15 protein-coding genes are annotated in these 17,381 nt (G+C 35.3%); 8 read left to right on the forward strand and 7 right to left on the reverse strand.

All coding sequences use genetic code 11. From position 1 onward, the window contains the following. The 7 genes from NG806_RS08355 (at position 1) to NG806_RS08385 (ending at position 6,685) form a co-directional block, all read left to right on the forward strand. A complete protein-coding gene (locus NG806_RS08355; RefSeq protein WP_214831611.1) occupies positions 1 to 1,272 on the forward strand; it encodes a condensation domain-containing protein in 1,272 nt (423 codons plus the stop codon). Positions 1,273 to 1,313: 41 nt separating this feature from the next. Beyond that, a complete protein-coding gene (locus NG806_RS08360) occupies positions 1,314 to 2,585 on the forward strand; it encodes a condensation domain-containing protein (RefSeq protein WP_261512673.1) in 1,272 nt (423 codons plus the stop codon). Then, entirely contained in the window at positions 2,582 to 3,841 is a 1,260-nt protein-coding gene (locus NG806_RS08365; protein ID WP_261512674.1) for a condensation domain-containing protein, read from the forward strand. The genes NG806_RS08360 and NG806_RS08365 overlap by 4 nt, the downstream gene beginning before the upstream one ends. Before the next feature lie 2 nt (positions 3,842 to 3,843). Further along, a complete protein-coding gene (locus tag NG806_RS08370) occupies positions 3,844 to 4,380 on the forward strand; it encodes a hypothetical protein (protein ID WP_214831614.1) in 537 nt (178 codons plus the stop codon). A gap of 462 nt (positions 4,381 to 4,842) precedes the next feature. Continuing rightward, a complete protein-coding gene (locus NG806_RS08375; RefSeq protein ID WP_214831615.1) occupies positions 4,843 to 5,397 on the forward strand; it encodes a hypothetical protein in 555 nt (184 codons plus the stop codon). An 83-nt stretch (positions 5,398 to 5,480) separates the two neighbouring features. Then, positions 5,481 to 6,191 (forward strand): ABC transporter ATP-binding protein, encoded by a 711-nt coding sequence (locus tag NG806_RS08380; protein WP_261512676.1) that lies wholly within the window; start codon positions 5,481 to 5,483, stop codon positions 6,189 to 6,191. Positions 6,192 to 6,244: 53 nt separating this feature from the next. Beyond that, the gene (locus NG806_RS08385; RefSeq protein WP_261512677.1) at positions 6,245 to 6,685 is read left to right on the forward strand and encodes a hypothetical protein; all 441 of its coding nucleotides are present in this window, start codon (positions 6,245 to 6,247) and stop codon (positions 6,683 to 6,685) included. A 36-nt stretch (positions 6,686 to 6,721) separates the two neighbouring features. Here the strand turns inward: NG806_RS08385 and NG806_RS08390 are convergent, their stop codons facing one another. The 4 genes from NG806_RS08390 to lpdA form a co-directional block, all read right to left on the reverse strand. Next, a complete protein-coding gene (locus tag NG806_RS08390) occupies positions 6,722 to 7,522 on the reverse strand; it encodes a patatin-like phospholipase family protein (protein WP_214831618.1) in 801 nt (266 codons plus the stop codon). Between the two features lie 66 nt (positions 7,523 to 7,588). Next, a complete protein-coding gene (locus NG806_RS08395) occupies positions 7,589 to 9,532 on the reverse strand; it encodes a S9 family peptidase (protein WP_261512678.1) in 1,944 nt (647 codons plus the stop codon). 83 nt (positions 9,533 to 9,615) lie between these two features. Beyond that, entirely contained in the window at positions 9,616 to 10,209 is a 594-nt protein-coding gene (locus tag NG806_RS08400) for a hypothetical protein (RefSeq protein WP_261512679.1), read from the reverse strand. Positions 10,210 to 10,284: 75 nt separating this feature from the next. Then, positions 10,285 to 11,673: a dihydrolipoyl dehydrogenase gene (gene lpdA, locus NG806_RS08405; RefSeq protein ID WP_214831621.1), complete on the reverse strand. Its 1,389-nt coding sequence runs from the start codon at positions 11,671 to 11,673 to the stop codon at positions 10,285 to 10,287. Positions 11,674 to 11,915: 242 nt separating this feature from the next. On the opposite strand from lpdA, the gene NG806_RS08410 reads away from it, so the two are divergent. Then, the gene (locus tag NG806_RS08410) at positions 11,916 to 12,800 is read left to right on the forward strand and encodes a hypothetical protein (RefSeq protein WP_214831622.1); all 885 of its coding nucleotides are present in this window, start codon (positions 11,916 to 11,918) and stop codon (positions 12,798 to 12,800) included. 94 nt (positions 12,801 to 12,894) lie between these two features. Here the strand turns inward: NG806_RS08410 and NG806_RS08415 are convergent, their stop codons facing one another. The 3 genes from NG806_RS08415 to NG806_RS08425 form a co-directional block, all read right to left on the reverse strand. Next, complete coding sequence (locus NG806_RS08415; RefSeq protein WP_214831623.1) at positions 12,895 to 13,155, reverse strand: hypothetical protein; 261 nt, start codon at positions 13,153 to 13,155, stop codon at positions 12,895 to 12,897. 106 nt (positions 13,156 to 13,261) lie between these two features. Further along, on the reverse strand, positions 13,262 to 15,925 hold the full coding sequence (locus NG806_RS08420) for a beta-glucosidase (protein ID WP_261512680.1): 2,664 nt from the start codon (positions 15,923 to 15,925) through the stop codon (positions 13,262 to 13,264). After that, positions 15,925 to 17,367, reverse strand: coding sequence for an alpha-L-fucosidase (locus tag NG806_RS08425; RefSeq protein WP_261512681.1), 1,443 nt, complete (start codon positions 17,365 to 17,367; stop codon positions 15,925 to 15,927). The genes NG806_RS08420 and NG806_RS08425 overlap by 1 nt, the downstream gene beginning before the upstream one ends. Between the last annotated feature and the right edge of the window lie 14 nt (positions 17,368 to 17,381).

The following is a 17,381-nucleotide window of genomic DNA, read 5'->3' on the forward strand; positions in this document are numbered from 1 at the left end:
ATGAAAAGAAGATTGTTATTTGGTGAGCGCATGTTGTTAGGCGATGGAACAGAACCTTTCAATGCGGTTATTCCTTTCAGACTGAGGGGTGACTTCAAAGAAGAAGAAATCCAGCATGCCCTGAATCTGATTCAGGCCAAACACCCATGGTTAAGAGCACTCATCACTCACGATGAAAAAAATGTGCCTTGGTTTGAAGTGCCTAAACTCACCATACCTATTCCTATAAGGCTAGTGATCCGTGAAGGAGAAGATGATTGGCAGGAAGAATCCAAGAAGGAATGGAATACGGTCTTTGATTATAAAAAACTTCCCTTAATCCGCTTTGTATGGATTAAAGGAGAAGGAGTATCAGATATGCTTTTTGTGTTTCATCACTGTTTATCTGATGGAGGTTCCGCGATGACATTTTTATATGAATTTCTAAAGGTATTGAACGATCCCACTACCGATATTGGTATTGAAAATCCCATATTAGGAATTGAAGATGTTGTTCCATCTGCAATTTTAACAAATCGCAGACAGAAGCTGAAAGCAAAATTTATAGGCCGACTGGCAGCAACAGCTATCAAATGTTTTCCTATGAGAAAAAAAGCTATTGACCGGCAAAACGATTATCTTATCCATTGGAAATTTGATCAGACGACCAGTAAACAATTGATCGCTTACTGCAAATCAATAGAGATTACTGTTAATACTTTTTTAAGTGCCACCTTACTTCAGACATTTAAACAAGTAAGAGGAACAGTAGCCTTTAATAAAGTTTCATGTCCTGTAGATATCAGGCGTTTTGCAACACAGATAAAAGAAGATCATATTTTCGCTTTCGGACTGATGATTACCATTTCATCCAATGAGAAAATGAGTTTTTCAGATAATTTACCATTGATGCAGGAAGCTGTAGAGCGTGAAACTTCGAAGCTCAATCCATATCTTACTATGATGGTAATGGAATCCGGACATGATGCTTTAGAAAATTTCACAAAACTATTAAAGAAAGGCAAATCATCCAATGATTGTATGTTCTCGAACCTTGGACGTATCCAGATCCCTCATGATTATAAGAAATTTACAGTAGACACTATTTTTAGTCCTTCAGTAATTGGTCCTTTGGGTAATACTACTACCATGGTGACTTCAACATTCAGAGGGAAAATGGACTTCTGTTTTATGGGAAGTGAGGGGTATTTACCCTATTCGGAGGCTATAGCCATTCGCGATGAAATGATAAAATCGATTGAAGCACAGCTGGAATATGTAGCCGTATCATAATTAATTTAATAAGAAGAATCAACATTAATTTCAATATAACCATGAGAAGAAAATTATTATTTGGTGAGCGTATGATACTAGGAGATGGAACTGAGGCTTTTAATGGCATCATTCCGTTCAGACTAAAAGGTACTTTCACATTGGAAGAGATCCAACAGGCTTTGGTTCAGCTTCAAAATAAACATCCATGGCTTAGAGCACACGTCATCCACGATGAAGAAAATATTCCCTGGTTTGAAGTCCCTGAAAAGGTTGTACCCATTCCTATAAGGGAAGTTCCCCGAACAGGAGAAGACGATTGGCAGGAAGAATCTATGAAAGAATGGTATATGCCTTTTGATCATAAAAAATTACCTCTGATAAGATTTGTATGGATTAAAGGAGAAGAACTTTCAGATATGTTTTTCTCGTTTCACCATTGTTTATGTGATGGTGGTTCGGCAATGACCCTTTTGTATGAATTTTTACAGGTATTAGATAATCCATCTGCTGATATTGGTATTGAGAAACCTATCCTTGGAATTCAGGATATCGTTCCGGCAGCTATTTTAAACAGTCGCAGACAAAAGCTGAAAGTAAAATTTATAGGCCGGGTGGCATCTACTATAATCAAATACGCTCCTTTGGGCAAAAAACCAATTGAAAGGCAAAAGGACTATATGATCCATTGGAAATCTGATCGTGAATTCACACAACAACTGATCTCTTACTGCAAATCGAATGGTTTTACAGTTAATACTTTTTTATGTGCAATAGTCCTTAGGGCATTTAAAAAAATAAGAGGAAAAACGGCATTAAATAAAATTTGTTGTCCTGTAGATATAAGACGTCTTACACCTCAAATTAAACATGACCATATTTTTGCTTTTGGGTTGATGGTTGAAGTTTCTATCAATGAGAAAATGGATTTTATAGATAACGTACGTCAGATGCAAGAGACCGTAAAACGTAAGACTGCCAAACTTGATCCTTACAATAAGATGATGGTGATAGAGTCCTGGCACTATGCTTTGGATGATTTCACAAAGATATTAAGGAATGGTAAGTCAACCAATGACTGTATGCTCTCCAATCTGGGGCTTATTCAGGTTCCTAATGATTATAAGAAATTTACTCTGGATACCGTTTTCAGCCCTTCCGCTCTTGGTCCTTTGGGTCAAACCACAGGATTTGTAGTTTCAACATTCAATGGAGAAATGGATTTTACTTTCATTGGAAGTGAGGGATATTTAAAATATTCGGAGGCATTAGCGATTCGTGAGGAAATCATAGAATCCATTAAACAACAAATGGAATATATAGCAGTATCATGATCAAACGAAAATTAATGATGGTAGAAAGAATCATGTATGTTGATTCCAAGACACCTTTAAACTGTGTATTTACTGCAAAAATAAATGGAGTACTTCGAGAAGAAAACTTTATAGTAGCTTTAGAAAAAATTCAGCGGAAGCATTCTTTACTTAGATCCAGGATTGATATCGATAGTGAACAGTATCCTTTTTTTATAGAAGAGAAAGAGATGACCGCCATTCCTATTCGCACAGTGCAGCGGCAAACTGATGAAGATTGGTTGCTGGAATCCGAAAAAGAGTGGTTCCGCATGTTTGAAGATCATAAGAAACCACTGGCTCAGCTGGTATGGGTTAGAGGGGAGGCTGTCTCTGAAATTCTTTGGGTATTACCTCACTGTATTTGCGATGGAACATCACTTGTAACCCTGATGCGGGAACTTCTCTGTCTGTTGGATAATCCCTCTCTGGAATTGGATTCTTATCAGGCATTTAGCTCCGTCAATGATTTTCTTCCTGCCGGGTTTAATACAAAAAAAAAGGTGCGCAAAGCAAGGTTCTTTTTGCTGATGGCCAGACTCTTTTTTCTGATGCAGCGGAAAAGTAAAAAAAGAAATCTTGGGAAAAACTATGTCATCCATTGGAAATTGAATCCAGAAATAACCACGCAGATTACCAATACCTGTAAATCTCATGGTGTTTCTGTACACTCTCTATTATGTGCTTCATTCATGCAGGCATTTCAGGAAATACAGGGATCTCAGGCTAAACGAAAAGTGATCAGCCCTGTGGATGTCCGTCATTTTATTCCGGAAATTAAGCAGGATCATGTATTTGCTTTTGCCCCAACGGTAGAGCTTTCTTTAAAAAAAGGCAATCACGGCTTGTTTGATCACGCCGCACAAATTAAAAAAGAGCTCCTTGAGAAAATACAGAAAATAGAGGCGCGGGAACTTTTATGGATGGGTGAACAGATGCATCCTATCGTTGAGCGTATGATCAAAGTGCTAAAATCAAGCAATGGCGGACATGATATTACCTTGTCCAATATGGGTAAAATTGATATCCCGGATAAATACCGGAATTTTAGGCTGGAAACAATTATAAGTCCCACAGTTGCTTTTCCCTGGTTGAATTCGAATACCCTGGTTACAACTACCTACAACCAACAAATGGACTTTACCATGATGTCGAATGAAGATTTTCTTTCCCAGCAGAAAGCCACCGAAATTAAAGATAAAGCTCTTGAATTACTAACTGTATCTTTGCAGAATTAATCATGAAACCTGATCCATCTAAAGAAATAAAAAAGAAAACTACCCTTAAACGCTTTTTAATAAAGCGAACCCTTTATTATGTCCTTCCCAATATGATTTTTAATTTTATTGTTGCTTATGCAAGCTTCAGGGAGTTGGGTTATACTCATTTCTTTGCAGGAACACAAAATCTGGCGAGGCTTACTTTGCCAATGGCCATATTTTTACCCGTCATTCTCACCATTGATATTATCAAAAGAGTGACTGTTGCTGCCGAAGAAGGATCTATTGAGTTTATGATCGATGATAATCTCAATACAAAAAGATTAATGACCAAATTGAGCATTTTACACGGTGTTGTTAGTGGTTTATTGGTGCTATCCATGTTGTTTTTAGCACAATATAACTTATCAGAGTATTATAAATTAGATGCTACTGCAATGGCCATTCTTGTTGGTGTACTCGCTGGTTTACTGTCTGTATTGTCTGTTTATCTGCCGGTTAGACACTTAAGAAAATACTTTTATAAACCGATCTCAACCACTGAGTCTATTCACTGAGTCATTTTGCGGCTTTTTTTATATTATTAAGTAATTACTGATTTCGTCAGAATATAATTTTTAGAGGCTAATAATTGTTAGCACCTTACAGGGAAATATTTTCCGAACTTTTTAATTAAATTAAATTTAATATTATAAATTTGTCTTTCTAACACATCAGAAAACATGAAAAATTTATTTTATCAATCCCTTGGGACAGGTCTCTCTGAGGCTATTCCTTTGTATCAACCGCCTCTTTTTCAAAACCATACTAAGTTTTCACCTTTTTTAATATAAAGCGATCTAAGTAATTTGGCATGAACTCTGTTGCTACAGAGTTGAATGTTGTACATCATATAGCCTGTATTTCAAAAATAAATATCAAAAAAAAGTGTTACTTTTGCTTTAGGGACGAAGTTTTCCAGATTATTTCATCCCTGAATTGTGAGGACACCATATTATAAAATGTTAAAAATCAATCCAATGAGGAAAATAATTTTACTATTTACTTGTCTGTTCGGTATTTCAAGCTTCGCACAAATTAAAGTGTTGAAAAATGAAAGTTTAGTGGAAATAGGTAAAGATAATTCTGTTGGCTTATATAAAAAGGAAGATAAATTTACGGTTAATTATCAGGATCTTAACACCAGTAATCTCAATACCTTCAGGTCTTTCTCTTTCCAAAATATGAATGGAGATGTAACAGATCTTTATAAGCTGATTACAGATGGGTTCATATCTCTTCCTGAGAGCAATATTACTTTAGAACTTCCTAACGATATTATAGAGCTTCATTATGAAAAAAATTATGGCCAGCCTACTGTTCAGTTTATCCAGTATATCAATAAGAACAGAAAGTATGTTGGAAAATCTCAATTTTTAAATAAAAAGCAGGTAGATAAGATCTTTGGAAAAACAAGTGGAAAATCAGCTCTGTATGATAAATCAGCTGGCATGAATAATACCCATATCAACAAACAGGAAAATTCAGCCTCAACTAATAATTCAGGCAATAAAAATAAAAAATCCAGAAAATAATTATTATTTTTACAATATAACTGAACTCATTCACAGGAATGAGTTTTTTTATTTTTATTTTTGCAAAAAGATCATTACATCATATGTCGCTTCAAATAATCAATTTAACCAAAAAATTTGGTGAGCAAACTGCTCTTAACGATATTAATATCACCATTGATAAAAATGAGATCATAGGTCTTCTGGGACCAAACGGTGCAGGAAAATCAACTTTAATGAAATCTATTGTAGGGGCACTAAAGATTGATGAAGGGCAGATAATTTTTAATGATAAAAACATTTCAGAACACGAAATAGAAAGCAAGAAAAACATTGGATTTCTTCCTGAAAACAATCCTCTTTATCTGGAAATGTATGTGAAAGAATACCTGCAGTTTGTCGCTAATATTCATAAAATATCTGAAAGCCGGGTTAATGAAGTGATAGAGCTTGTAGGAATTACACCTGAAAAGTCTAAAAAAATAAGTCAGCTTTCAAAGGGGTATAAACAGAGAGTCGGTTTAGCACAAGCTATTATCCATCAGCCAGATCTGCTAATTTTAGATGAACCTACCAATGGTCTGGATCCTAATCAGATCATCGAAATCAGAAATGTAGTAAAAGAAATTGGCAAAGAAAAGACTGTTCTTCTCTCTACGCACATTATGCAGGAAGTTGAAGCCTTATGTTCACGTGTCATTCTTATCCATAAAGGAAACATTCTTCAGGATTGCCCGATCGATGAATTTAAGGGGAAATTTGCCAGTCTGGAAGAGGCTTTTGCCAGCTATACATCGACTTTACCGCTATCTTAAATGGCTTTATATTTGATTAGGTTCAGGTAATCTAATTTTAAAACCTATTTGCCATGATCAAAAAAATTTTAATGGGCACGTTTTTTATAGCCCTATTTTCTACCGTTAATGCTAATAGCCTTAGCGAAAATCCGATTATACAATCCAAAAGCAGTTCAGCCTATTTTCAGCAGGTTCCTAAAACAGTTATTATTAAAACTAAGAAGTTTAAAGTACGAATTGATTTACAGCCGAATGGAAAATACCTTTATCAGGCTTGGGGTGCCAATTCAAAAATAACCTCGAAACCGAATATGATCATCAGCGATGGTGAATTAGTTCCAGATGGTTCCGGAGGAAACTATTACTATGACTTTACAAATAAAGGGTATCATTACCAGATTTGGAGAAATTATCTTACCGATTCAGCGAAAAAAGCACCTTACACACTTGTTGTAAGTGATGAAAACGGTAATACTGTGGTAGAACAAGATGGACAAGTCGTTAAAAAATAAAATAAAAACTCTCACTATCAAGGTGAGAGTTTTATTTTATGCTCCCAGCTGTTTAAGCTGTGTATAGAAATTACTATCTGCAAAACTATCTTTTGCTGCATTATAGCCTATATTAAAGATCTCTTCTAAGCGATCTTTTTTTCTTTCAAAAGTTCCATAGCTAGAGAGTTCCTGTGATGAAATAAACCAATCACAGTAACCAAATTTTCCTTTTTCAATTCTATAAGAAAGAAGATCATAAGAACGGGAAACAATGGCTTTGATCGATTTTAAATCTTTAATATCGATCTCATGAGGCGGAGATACAAAAACTCCAATTAATTTATCACACTCCTCTCTGATGATATCTGCCGGAAAATTATTTAACACCCCCCCATCACAGAACATTTCTTCACCAATGATATAAGGGGTTGTAATCCCTGGAATTGAACATGAAGCAATGATAGCGTCTGTCACCATAAAGTTGTCATCAAATATCTTCTCTGTCCCCGATACCAATTCTGTGGCAACGATTTTTACTTCTTTATCCAAATCTCCTAATTTCATATCATGAAAGATCGGTTTCAGATAATTTGTAAAAATAATAGAAGAAACTAATCCAGGTTGATTGAAGGCAAAATGCTTCCAGTTGAAGAAATAAACTGAGTTGAAGAATTCCAGAATTTCTTCCGGTGTTTTACCTACAGCATATAAACATCCTACAATAGAACCGGCACTGCAACAAGACAGTACATCAATATCAATATTCTTTTCAATTAAGAATTTTAAAACTCCGGCATGTGCAATACCCTTGGTACCACCTCCTGATAAAACAAGCCCTACTTTCTCAAGATTCATAGAATAAAATTAAGAAAACAGGGCGAGAAAAACAGATTATTTTTTATAAATATGCCAATTTTAAAATTATTTTAATAAAAACTCCTGCATAAATCTTATGGTCGCAAGACGTTGGAAATCTATATTTTCCTTTTTCCGAAAGCCGTGACCTTCGTTTTTAGCTTCCAGATACCACACTGTTTTCCCCTGAGCTTTCAGTTTATCTCTCATCTGTTTGGCCTCTGAAACGGGGACTCTCGGATCATTGGTACCCTGAATAATAAACATCGGCTTTTTGATTTTGTCAATATTGTTCAGAGGGGCAATTTTTGTAAAGAATTCAGCCATTTTGGGAATTCTTTCGTCCCCATACTCTACTCTCCGTAGATCCCTTCTATATTCTTCTGTATTTTTCAAGAAAGTATTAAAATCGGAAATCCCTACAACATCTACAGAACATCGGATTTTATCTGCATATTCATAAGCAGTAGCCAATGTCATAAATCCACCATAACTGCCTCCCATAATCATTATCCTGTCTTTATCCAGTTCGGGTTGTTTTGCAATCCAGTCTAATAAGGCACCAATATCTTTAACAGAGTTCATTCTTAAATCCCAGTTATCAGCAGCTATAAATGTTTTTCCATATCCTGAAGAACCTCTTACATTTGGAAGGATCATTGCGATACCCATTTCATTGGTGAAATAATTACCTGAACCTAATGATGACGCCATAGATTGGCTTTCAGGACCACCGTGTATGGAAATAATAACAGGCCTTTTACCTGTAAACTTTGATGAAGCAGGATAATAAAATCCAGTAATCCGGGTATGATCAAAACTCTTCCATTCTATTAATTTTGGAACGGACATATCTGCAGGCTGCATCTCTCCCTGCTCACTTTCTGTCCACCTTTCAATATTTCGTGAAGCCAGATCGAGTTTATAAATATCTGTTCCGCTATTGGCTGCTGACTGTGAAAAATAAAGTGACTTACTATCACCTGTGAATTTTGTTCCTCCGATCAGACCCATAGGAATCTTATTGATTGGAGTATACTGGTTGGTATTTGTATCCAAAAGATACATTTTATTAATTCCATTTTCATTGGTTACAAAAATCAATTTAGATTTATCTTTTGATACTTCATAACTTTCAACATTCCAAGGAATTGAACTCGTTAAATAGTTGATCTTTTTTGTTTTTAAATTTAAAAAAGCCAATCTATTAAATTCATTGTCTCTGTCTGTTGTATACCATATTTCATCTGGAGTTTTTCCAAAAGAAGCTCCGGTCTGTACCACTCCTTTTTCTTTTCTATCTGTAATAGATTCAAGATTTTTAGTTTCCAGATCATAGATGTACAGATAAGAATCATTAGCTGAAATATGTTCATCAAGGAGTATTTTTTTTCCATCATCTGAAACATCATTAATTCCCCAGCCACCACCTTTTACCTCTAGGATTAGTTGTGTATTTTCCGGATGCAAAGGATCCATATAATAAATATCTCTATCCCCACCATTTCTCTTTGTTGATGTAAAAAAGAATCCTGATCCATCTTTTTTCCAATTAATACCACTGTTCTGGCTTCTTCCGCCATCGGTAAGTAATTTAGATTCGTATGTTTTTAGATCCAGCTTATACAGCTGTCCAAATTCATTCCCTCCGGCATCCCTTATGTAGATCAGATATTCTCCTTTTACCGGTTCATAACTTGCAATATTCACTGGTTCATCAAAAAAAGTAATCTGTTTCCTATCTCCCATGGGGCTGGAAATTTTATGAAGCTGATTAGTTGATGCAAAACGGGTTGTTGCGATCAATTCTTTGCCATTTGGATGAACATCGGCTAATCCAGCATTTCTGGTTTCAGAATATTTTTTAATTGCCTGGGCTAAAGCTTTTGGAATAGGTAAAATATTTTCTGCAATAAGGTTTTCATTAGGGCTTACCAGCTCATTTTTTTCTTGTGCTGAAAGAACCATCCCAGCCATAGAAAGAGCAATCATGATATATTTATTCTTCATATTTAATTTTTTACTGAAATTAAATAATTTTCAACAAAAAACCACAGATAAAATCTGTGGCTATATACTTTCTTAAATTAGAATTAAGATTTATCAATTTTAGAATCATACAATCGAAAAAGCTCAACATAATCTGCCTCAGTTTTCGCTCCTTTCAATTTTTCTTCCAAATCCGGATAAGCCTTAAGCATTTTTCTAAATGCCCCTTTAAAATCATTAAAAAATCCTGAATACAATACATTCTTATCCTTATCAATAATATATCCTTTGATTTCAAGCTGAACACGAAGTGCCGGATTACGATAATCTTTATACCAATTTATATTTCTACCTTCATACATAATTTCAATTAAACCTTTTTCTTTCGGCAACCTTTCTGCGGATTCGAAATACTCATGTTTTACATTATTTTCATCCGTAATTTTAATGTACTTTACATCAGTCGGCTCTACCCAGGTCTCATTTCCTTTATCATCTTTCATTTTCATTTTAAATAAAATCGTAGCAAAATAATATTTCTTATTTGTGAATCTACCTACATTTCTGATGGTAGCTTTGATCGTATCATTAGAGTTTTTTAAAATATATTGCACCGGGAAAAAACCTTTATTTTCCTTCTCCTGAGAAAATATAATCAGCGAAAACAAAGAAAAAAATAAAATTAATGTATTTTTCATAATTAAAAAATTAAAAAAAAGCCCAGACAAAATCTGAGCTTTATTATATTATCTGGTAATATTCTATTTTATAAATTAAATGTGAATTACTTCACCATAAGCAGCAGCAGCAGCTTCCATGATAGCTTCAGAAACTGTTGGGTGTGGGTGGATAGATTTGATGATCTCATGACCTGTAGTCTCTAGTTTTCTAGCGACAACAGCTTCAGCAACCATATCTGTTACTCCTTCACCGATCATATGACATCCTAACCATTCTCCATATTTAGCATCAAAAATAACTTTGATAAATCCATCAGTATTTCCGTTTGCGGTTGCTTTACCACTTGCAGAAAGAGGGAATTTACCAACTTTGATCTCATATCCTTTTTCTTTAGCCTGCTTTTCCGTAAGACCTACAGAAGCAACTTCAGGGTGGCAATAGGTACATCCAGGGATATTACCGTAGTCAATTTTCTCTACGTGCATTCCTTTGATCTTCTCAACACAAGTGATTCCTTCAGCTGAAGCAACGTGAGCTAAAGCCTGAGTTGGGATAAGATCTCCAATTGCGTAATATCCAGGAACAGATGTTTCGTACCATTCGTTTACTAAAACTCTCCCTTTATCAGTCTGGATTCCTACTTCTTCTAAACCGATATTTTCAATGTTAGCAGCAATACCTACCGCTGAAAGTAAAATATCCGCTTCAAGAGTAATGTTTCCATTAGCTGTTTTTACGTTTGCTTTAACACCTTCTCCGCTAGTATCTACACTTTCTACAGAAGCATTCGTCATAATTTCAATTCCTGATTTTTTCAGAGATTTTTCTAAGTGTTTAGAAATTTCTTCATCTTCAACCGGAACGATATTTGGCATAAATTCAACAACAGTTACTTTTGTTCCCATTGTATTATAGAAGTCAGCAAATTCTACTCCAATAGCTCCAGAACCCACAACGATCATAGATTTTGGCTGCTCAGGAAGTGCCAATGCCTGTCTGTATCCGATTACTTTTTTACCATCCTGAGGTAAGTTTGGTAATTCTCTTGAACGTGCACCTGTTGCAATAATGATATTGTTTCCAGCATATTCAGTTACTTTACCATCTTTATCTGTAACAGAAACTTTTTTATCTTTTAAAACTTTAGCCGTACCAAGAATAACATCAATTTTATTCTTTTTCATCAGGAACTCAATTCCTTTGCTCATTTTGTTAGCAACACCACGGCTTCTTTGAATTACATTTGGAAACTCAAAACTTGCTTCCACTTTGTTCAAACCATAATCTTCTGCATGATTGATATAATGAAAAACCTGAGCAGATTTCAATAAAGCTTTAGTTGGTATACATCCCCAGTTAAGACAAATTCCTCCTAAGTTTTCTTTTTCGATAATTGCAGTTTTGAAACCCAATTGTGCCGCTCTAATCGCTGTAACATATCCACCAGGACCACTTCCGATGACAATAATATCGTAATTCATTAGCTTAAAATTTTTATGCGAATTTAAGGAAAAAATATTGGATGTAACGTATTTATGAAACTTCATATTTTGTAGAAGATATAGACTATTTATATACTTATTACCGCATAAATAATACATAATCAGCTAAAAAAGAAGGGTGTTTTTAGATAACATTTCCTCCACATCCCCTTATTAATAAAAAATAATCATCATTTTTTTCAACAACTAGTATATTTTTTTTATTTTTATAAAAAAAAACAATGAAAAATTATTATTTGGTTATTTTACTATGCAGCGTATTCGCAAATGCACAAGTCGGTATTGGTACAACAAATCCCAACAGTACATTAACAGTCAATGGCTCTTTAGAAGCGGATTACAAGGAGATTACAGCAGCTACTTATGCTATAACATCTACGGATCATTATCTGACTTACAATGGAACAGCTCTTACTACGTTTACACTTCCTGTAATAGGAACAGGTACTACAAGCTATACCGGAAGAATTTACAAGATAAAAAATGTATCTTCATTTAATATTACTATTCAAGCCTCCAGTGGAAATACACTAAGAGCAGATAACACACCAGTTCCAACTTTTACAGTTCCACCAGGAGCTTATGCCGAAATTGTTAATAATAGTAATACGACGGGTGGAACATGGGATTTATCTTTTTCTGCTTTACCAAAGCCAGGAAACGTTGAAGTTTATGGTACCTCTTTATCTATTCCTCCTCATGGTGCAGGTACTGCCCCTGTTGCTGACTGGACCAACCATACGAATGCAACATTCGATACAGGTTCAGGTACAGACAGATGGTGGGTAATCAGCAAAACTTCTTTTGCTTATGCCCATACGGCGAATTTTGCTAACACCAGCAGAATGACCCTTGTTTATGAATATCAGGGAACTCCTTTCAATATTACCAATATGTTTCCTATCTTAACGGCTGGTAATAATTCCAGTTTTCCAGACGTATTCACTGCATCGTTTGTAAGTCTTGCAAATAACGGGACTGCCGGAAGAACCAGAATTACAGTATCTGTTGCCCGTATTGATTTTACCGGTGCCAATGGTTCAAATAATAGTAACTGGACGGGGACTTTTATGCTTAATTTATTGTTAGCAAGAAGAGTATTCTAAAAATTACCACAATATAACTATCTATAAAAAGAGCAGGAAATACCTGCTCTTTTTACATTTCAATGCTATTAATATTTTCAAGTAATCTAAATGATTACATTTTTTTCAGTAATTTTTTTTCGTTTCGATATTTCCAATTTAAAGCCTTTAATTGGTCTCGTTTCATCTTTTTGGTCGCTAGTGGATGATTCAAAATAAGTTTCTTTTCTCGATTGTATCGTTTATCCAGCTCACGTGATTTCATATTAACCAGTTCACTTTTCGAAGGATGCGGCGGAGGTGTTGGATGTCTTTGTGCTGAAACATTCATCGATAGGCCTACTAATAATAGTGTTGATATAAATAACTTATTCATGATATTTACTTTTATGAATGGCTTTAACAAAATGATTACGATTAATTAAATTCATTCAGGTTTACAGTCAATCTTACATATATCGTACCAGCATTTTTGCAGCAATTTATTGAACTTCAATATTCTGCTTTAAAGGCAGGTTTTTGGAAGAATTTCCGACCATAATTCGGTATGTTCCCCGTTCCACAGTCCAATTCATTTTTTCATCTAAAAATTTCAACTCTTTAATAGGAAGTTCTATGGTCACCTGCTTTGATTCTCCCGGTTTTAGATATACTTTCTGAAAACCCTTCAACTCGATCACTGGTCTAGAGACTGAGGCTAATACATCTTTTACGTAGAGTTGAACCACCTCACTTCCATTTGTTGATCCCGTATTTTTAACATTAACTTTAGCAATCACGGTTTCATTTTCAGTGTACTTTATTTTATCCAATTTTAAATCCGAAATTTCAAAAGTTGTATAGCTTAATCCAAATCCAAAAGGATATAAAGGTTCACCACTTAGGTCATAGTAATCATTTCCTCTTCCGGTTGGATGGTGATTATAACTTAACGGAAGCTGACCTTCTTCAACAGGAAAAGTAATGGGTAATTTTCCAGATGGGCTTTCTATTCCGAAGAGCACTTTTGCAATTGCATTTCCACCTTGCTCTCCTGGATACCAAACATCTAAAATCGCTCCTACCTCATCTTTCCAACTGGTTGTTTTTATAGCGGAACCACCTATTAAAACTACTGTCGTAGGTTTATTTAATTTTGAAACTCTATGAATAAACTCTTCTTGATTTCCGGGAAGACTTAAAGAAGAACGGTCTTGAAATTCACCTTCATGAATTCCGGCTGTAATAATAATATGATCTACCTCTTCAGCAAGCTTTAAAGCTTCATCAAAATCCTTTTGGCCATCAGGTATTCCATAGTTCCATATCAGCTCTATATGAGCTTCGCCTCTGTTTTCCCTAAATTCTATCTTTAAATCATACTCTTTATTTTTAGTAAAATTAACCTCAGCAGTTTGAGTTGAATAGCTAAGTTTTTCCCAACGATCAACAATCATTTTTCCATCCAAAAACAATCTGAATCCATCATTTCCCTGCAAGCCCAATTGGTACTTCCCTGACTCCGGAGCTTTTAATTTCCCGATCCACTGCACACTGTAATTATCCGGCTGTAGCTTTTCCTGATCCGGCGAATATAAGGTCCATTTAAAACTCAATTGTTCATCCTGTCTTTCAAAAGCAGGTTTTCCTTTCAGATCACTATTTGAAAAATAGCTCCCTTTTAATCCTTGCTTATTGTCAAACAACAAAAATTCACCAGGAACTGTCTTTAATTTTTTTAAATTCCAGTCAATCCCTTTTGAATAAACAATATCAACATTTTTATTTTTACAAAATTTTTTGATTCCTTCCAATATACTCACTTTGCTTTTTCCTGGCCCGGAATATCCACCTAATCTTGCATCAGCAGCATCCGCTCCAACAATAAGGATCTTTTTCATATGCTCAGATACAGGAAGGGTATTTTCTCTGTTTTGAAGGAGAACAAACGATTCAATTGCCGCTCTTTCCGCTAACTTTGAATGGTCAATTTTCTTCAAATCTTCAATATCCTTATCTGACACATATGGATTGTCAAATAATCCCAATTCAAACTTCGCTCTTAAAACCCTTGAAACGGCGTCATCAATTCTTTCTCGTGAAATCCTGCCGTCTAAAAATGGTGGAATAAACAGTTTATAGTGTTTGTAATCTGTTTGAAAAATAACATCTAAACCGGAATTAATTGCCTGCGCAGAAGCATCATCATAATCTTTTGCTGTAAAATGCAAGACATTCGCTCCACCTACAGCACTTGCATCACTAATCACGAAGCCTTTGAAATTCCAGTCTTTTTTCAATTTTTCAGTTAGTAACCAATGGTTGGCTGTGGATGGTCTTCCATCAAGTAAATTATAAGAGGTCATTACAGATCTGCTTTTTCCTTCTATAAATACTTTATGAAAAGGAATTAAGTGAGTTTCTTCCAAATACCGCTTACTCCAATGAATCGGATAAGAATCTCTCCCACCTTCACCTACGTTGGCGAGGAAATGTTTTGGTGTGGTAATGATTCCAAGATTTTCGAATGAACTGACAAAATTCACTCCCATCACAGAAATTAAAAAAGGATCTTCACCATAGGTTTCTTCCGTTCTTCCCCATCGCACGTCACTGGCAATATTGACTACCGGGGTTAAAATCTGACGGATTCCCCGTAATTTTGATTCTTTAGCAATAGCTGTTGAAACATCTTTCATTAATGAAGGGTTAAATGATGCAGAGAGGGCAATTGCCTGTGGAAAAGCTGTTGCGCCTTCACGCATTAAACCATGCAGGGCTTCATCAAAAGGAATAATGGGAATTCCCAATCTTGATTCTTCAATAAAATATTTCTGGATCCTATTGATTTTCTTTGCCAGCCTCTCTCCATCTTCGTTTGCATTATATTTTAGCATTTGCCCGGCTACTCCATCACCTTGATTTCCAGCACTCACCTGTAGTCCAAAGATTCCGTGCTGATATTGTTTTTTTGGAATACCATCAAGATCTCCGGGAATCATGAAACATTGCCAGAACTTCTCTTCAGGAGTCATTCTTTTTAATAAATCCAGTACTCTTAGCTCAACTGGTTGTTTAGAATCTTTATATAAAGGTTTTTGTGCAGAAACGACAGTCATATTCAGAAACAAGGCCACTCCAATCAACTGATTACGATACGACTTCATTACTGAATTATTTGAATTACTGTTGCATACTTCAACTGTTTTCTTTCATCAGGAACTTGAACATCAATTCTATTCCCCTGTTGTTTCCATTTAATTTTAGATGAAATTCCTAAAATCTTTATTGATTTCGGTTTAAAGTTTTCAGGAATTGTAAAGTTCAAATCTGAAGGTGAGGAATAATCGGATTTTTCCTGAATATGGAAAATATTCAGCATTTTTCCGTCTTTACTTTTAGTGTAATAAAAATCTCCTTCATGATAAGGCGCGACACTTCTTGTTGCAAACACCGCAGACTGATTTTTCTCCATCCATCCGGAAATTTCCTTTAGTCTTTCATACACAACTGCATCATAATCACCATTTGGACCTGGAGCAATATTCATCAGATAGTTTCCACCTCTTGAAATAATTTTAATTAAAGTTTCAATAATCTTTTGAGACGATTTATAATGATCGTTAGGAACATACGAAAAGGAATCTCCCATTGTGATGCAGCTTTCCCACGGAATTGACAGTGGTTGCTCAGGAACTGCCTGCTCTGGAGTAATATAGTTTTCCCATCTTCCAGGAACAGTTCTATCTACGATGATAATTCCCGGCTGATTTTTCCGGGCCATATTCCCAATCTTATCCATATCAATATCCTGTTCTACCTTAATGGTTCTCTGCCATTCTACATGAGGATCAATCGTATTAAAAGGTCGAACCCAGCCTCCATCCAGCCAAAGAATATCTATTTTCCCATAGTTTGAAGTGAGTTCATTAAGCTGATTAAATGTGAATGTCTTAAAGTTCTCCCATCTTTCAGGATATTTTTTCGGATCGTAGTTTACATTTCTGTCTTTAGGTGGAAAATAAGACCACCAATAATCATTAGAGTGCCAGTCGGGTTTTGAGAAATAGGCACCAATCTTAAAACCATCTTTTCGAAACGTATTAAAAATCTCTTTTGCAATATCTGCTTTGGGATTCCTAGAAAAAGGTGTCTTTGGAGAAGTAATTTTATAATCTGATTCCCTGGTATCAAACATGGCAAAACCATCGTGATGCTTCGTTGTAAAAACAACATATTTCATTCCCGCCTTTTTCGTAGCATCAGCCCATTTTTGGGGATTAAATTGAGTCGGATTAAAAGTAGTCTGCAGGTTTTCATAATTCTTTACGTATTCATTGTATGTTTTCCCATGCTCGGACTTACGTTGAGTCCATGATTCATCTTCAGGACATAAACTCCAGCTTTCAACCACTCCCCATTGGCTGTAGGTTCCCCAATGCATAAAAAGTCCGAATTTTAAATCCTGCCAGTCTTCCAGGTTTTTCACAACTAAAGGATCAGTAGGCTTTTCATAACCTTTTGAAACATTATGTGCCTGTGAAAAAAAGGTTGCAGAAAGAAAAAATGATGCAAGAAAAAAGGTTTTAGTTTTTTGTTGGATGAGCATAGAGAAATACTTTT

It is taken from the genome of Chryseobacterium paludis, from assembly GCF_025403485.1.
Classification (GTDB): Bacteria; Bacteroidota; Bacteroidia; order Flavobacteriales; family Weeksellaceae; genus Chryseobacterium; species Chryseobacterium paludis.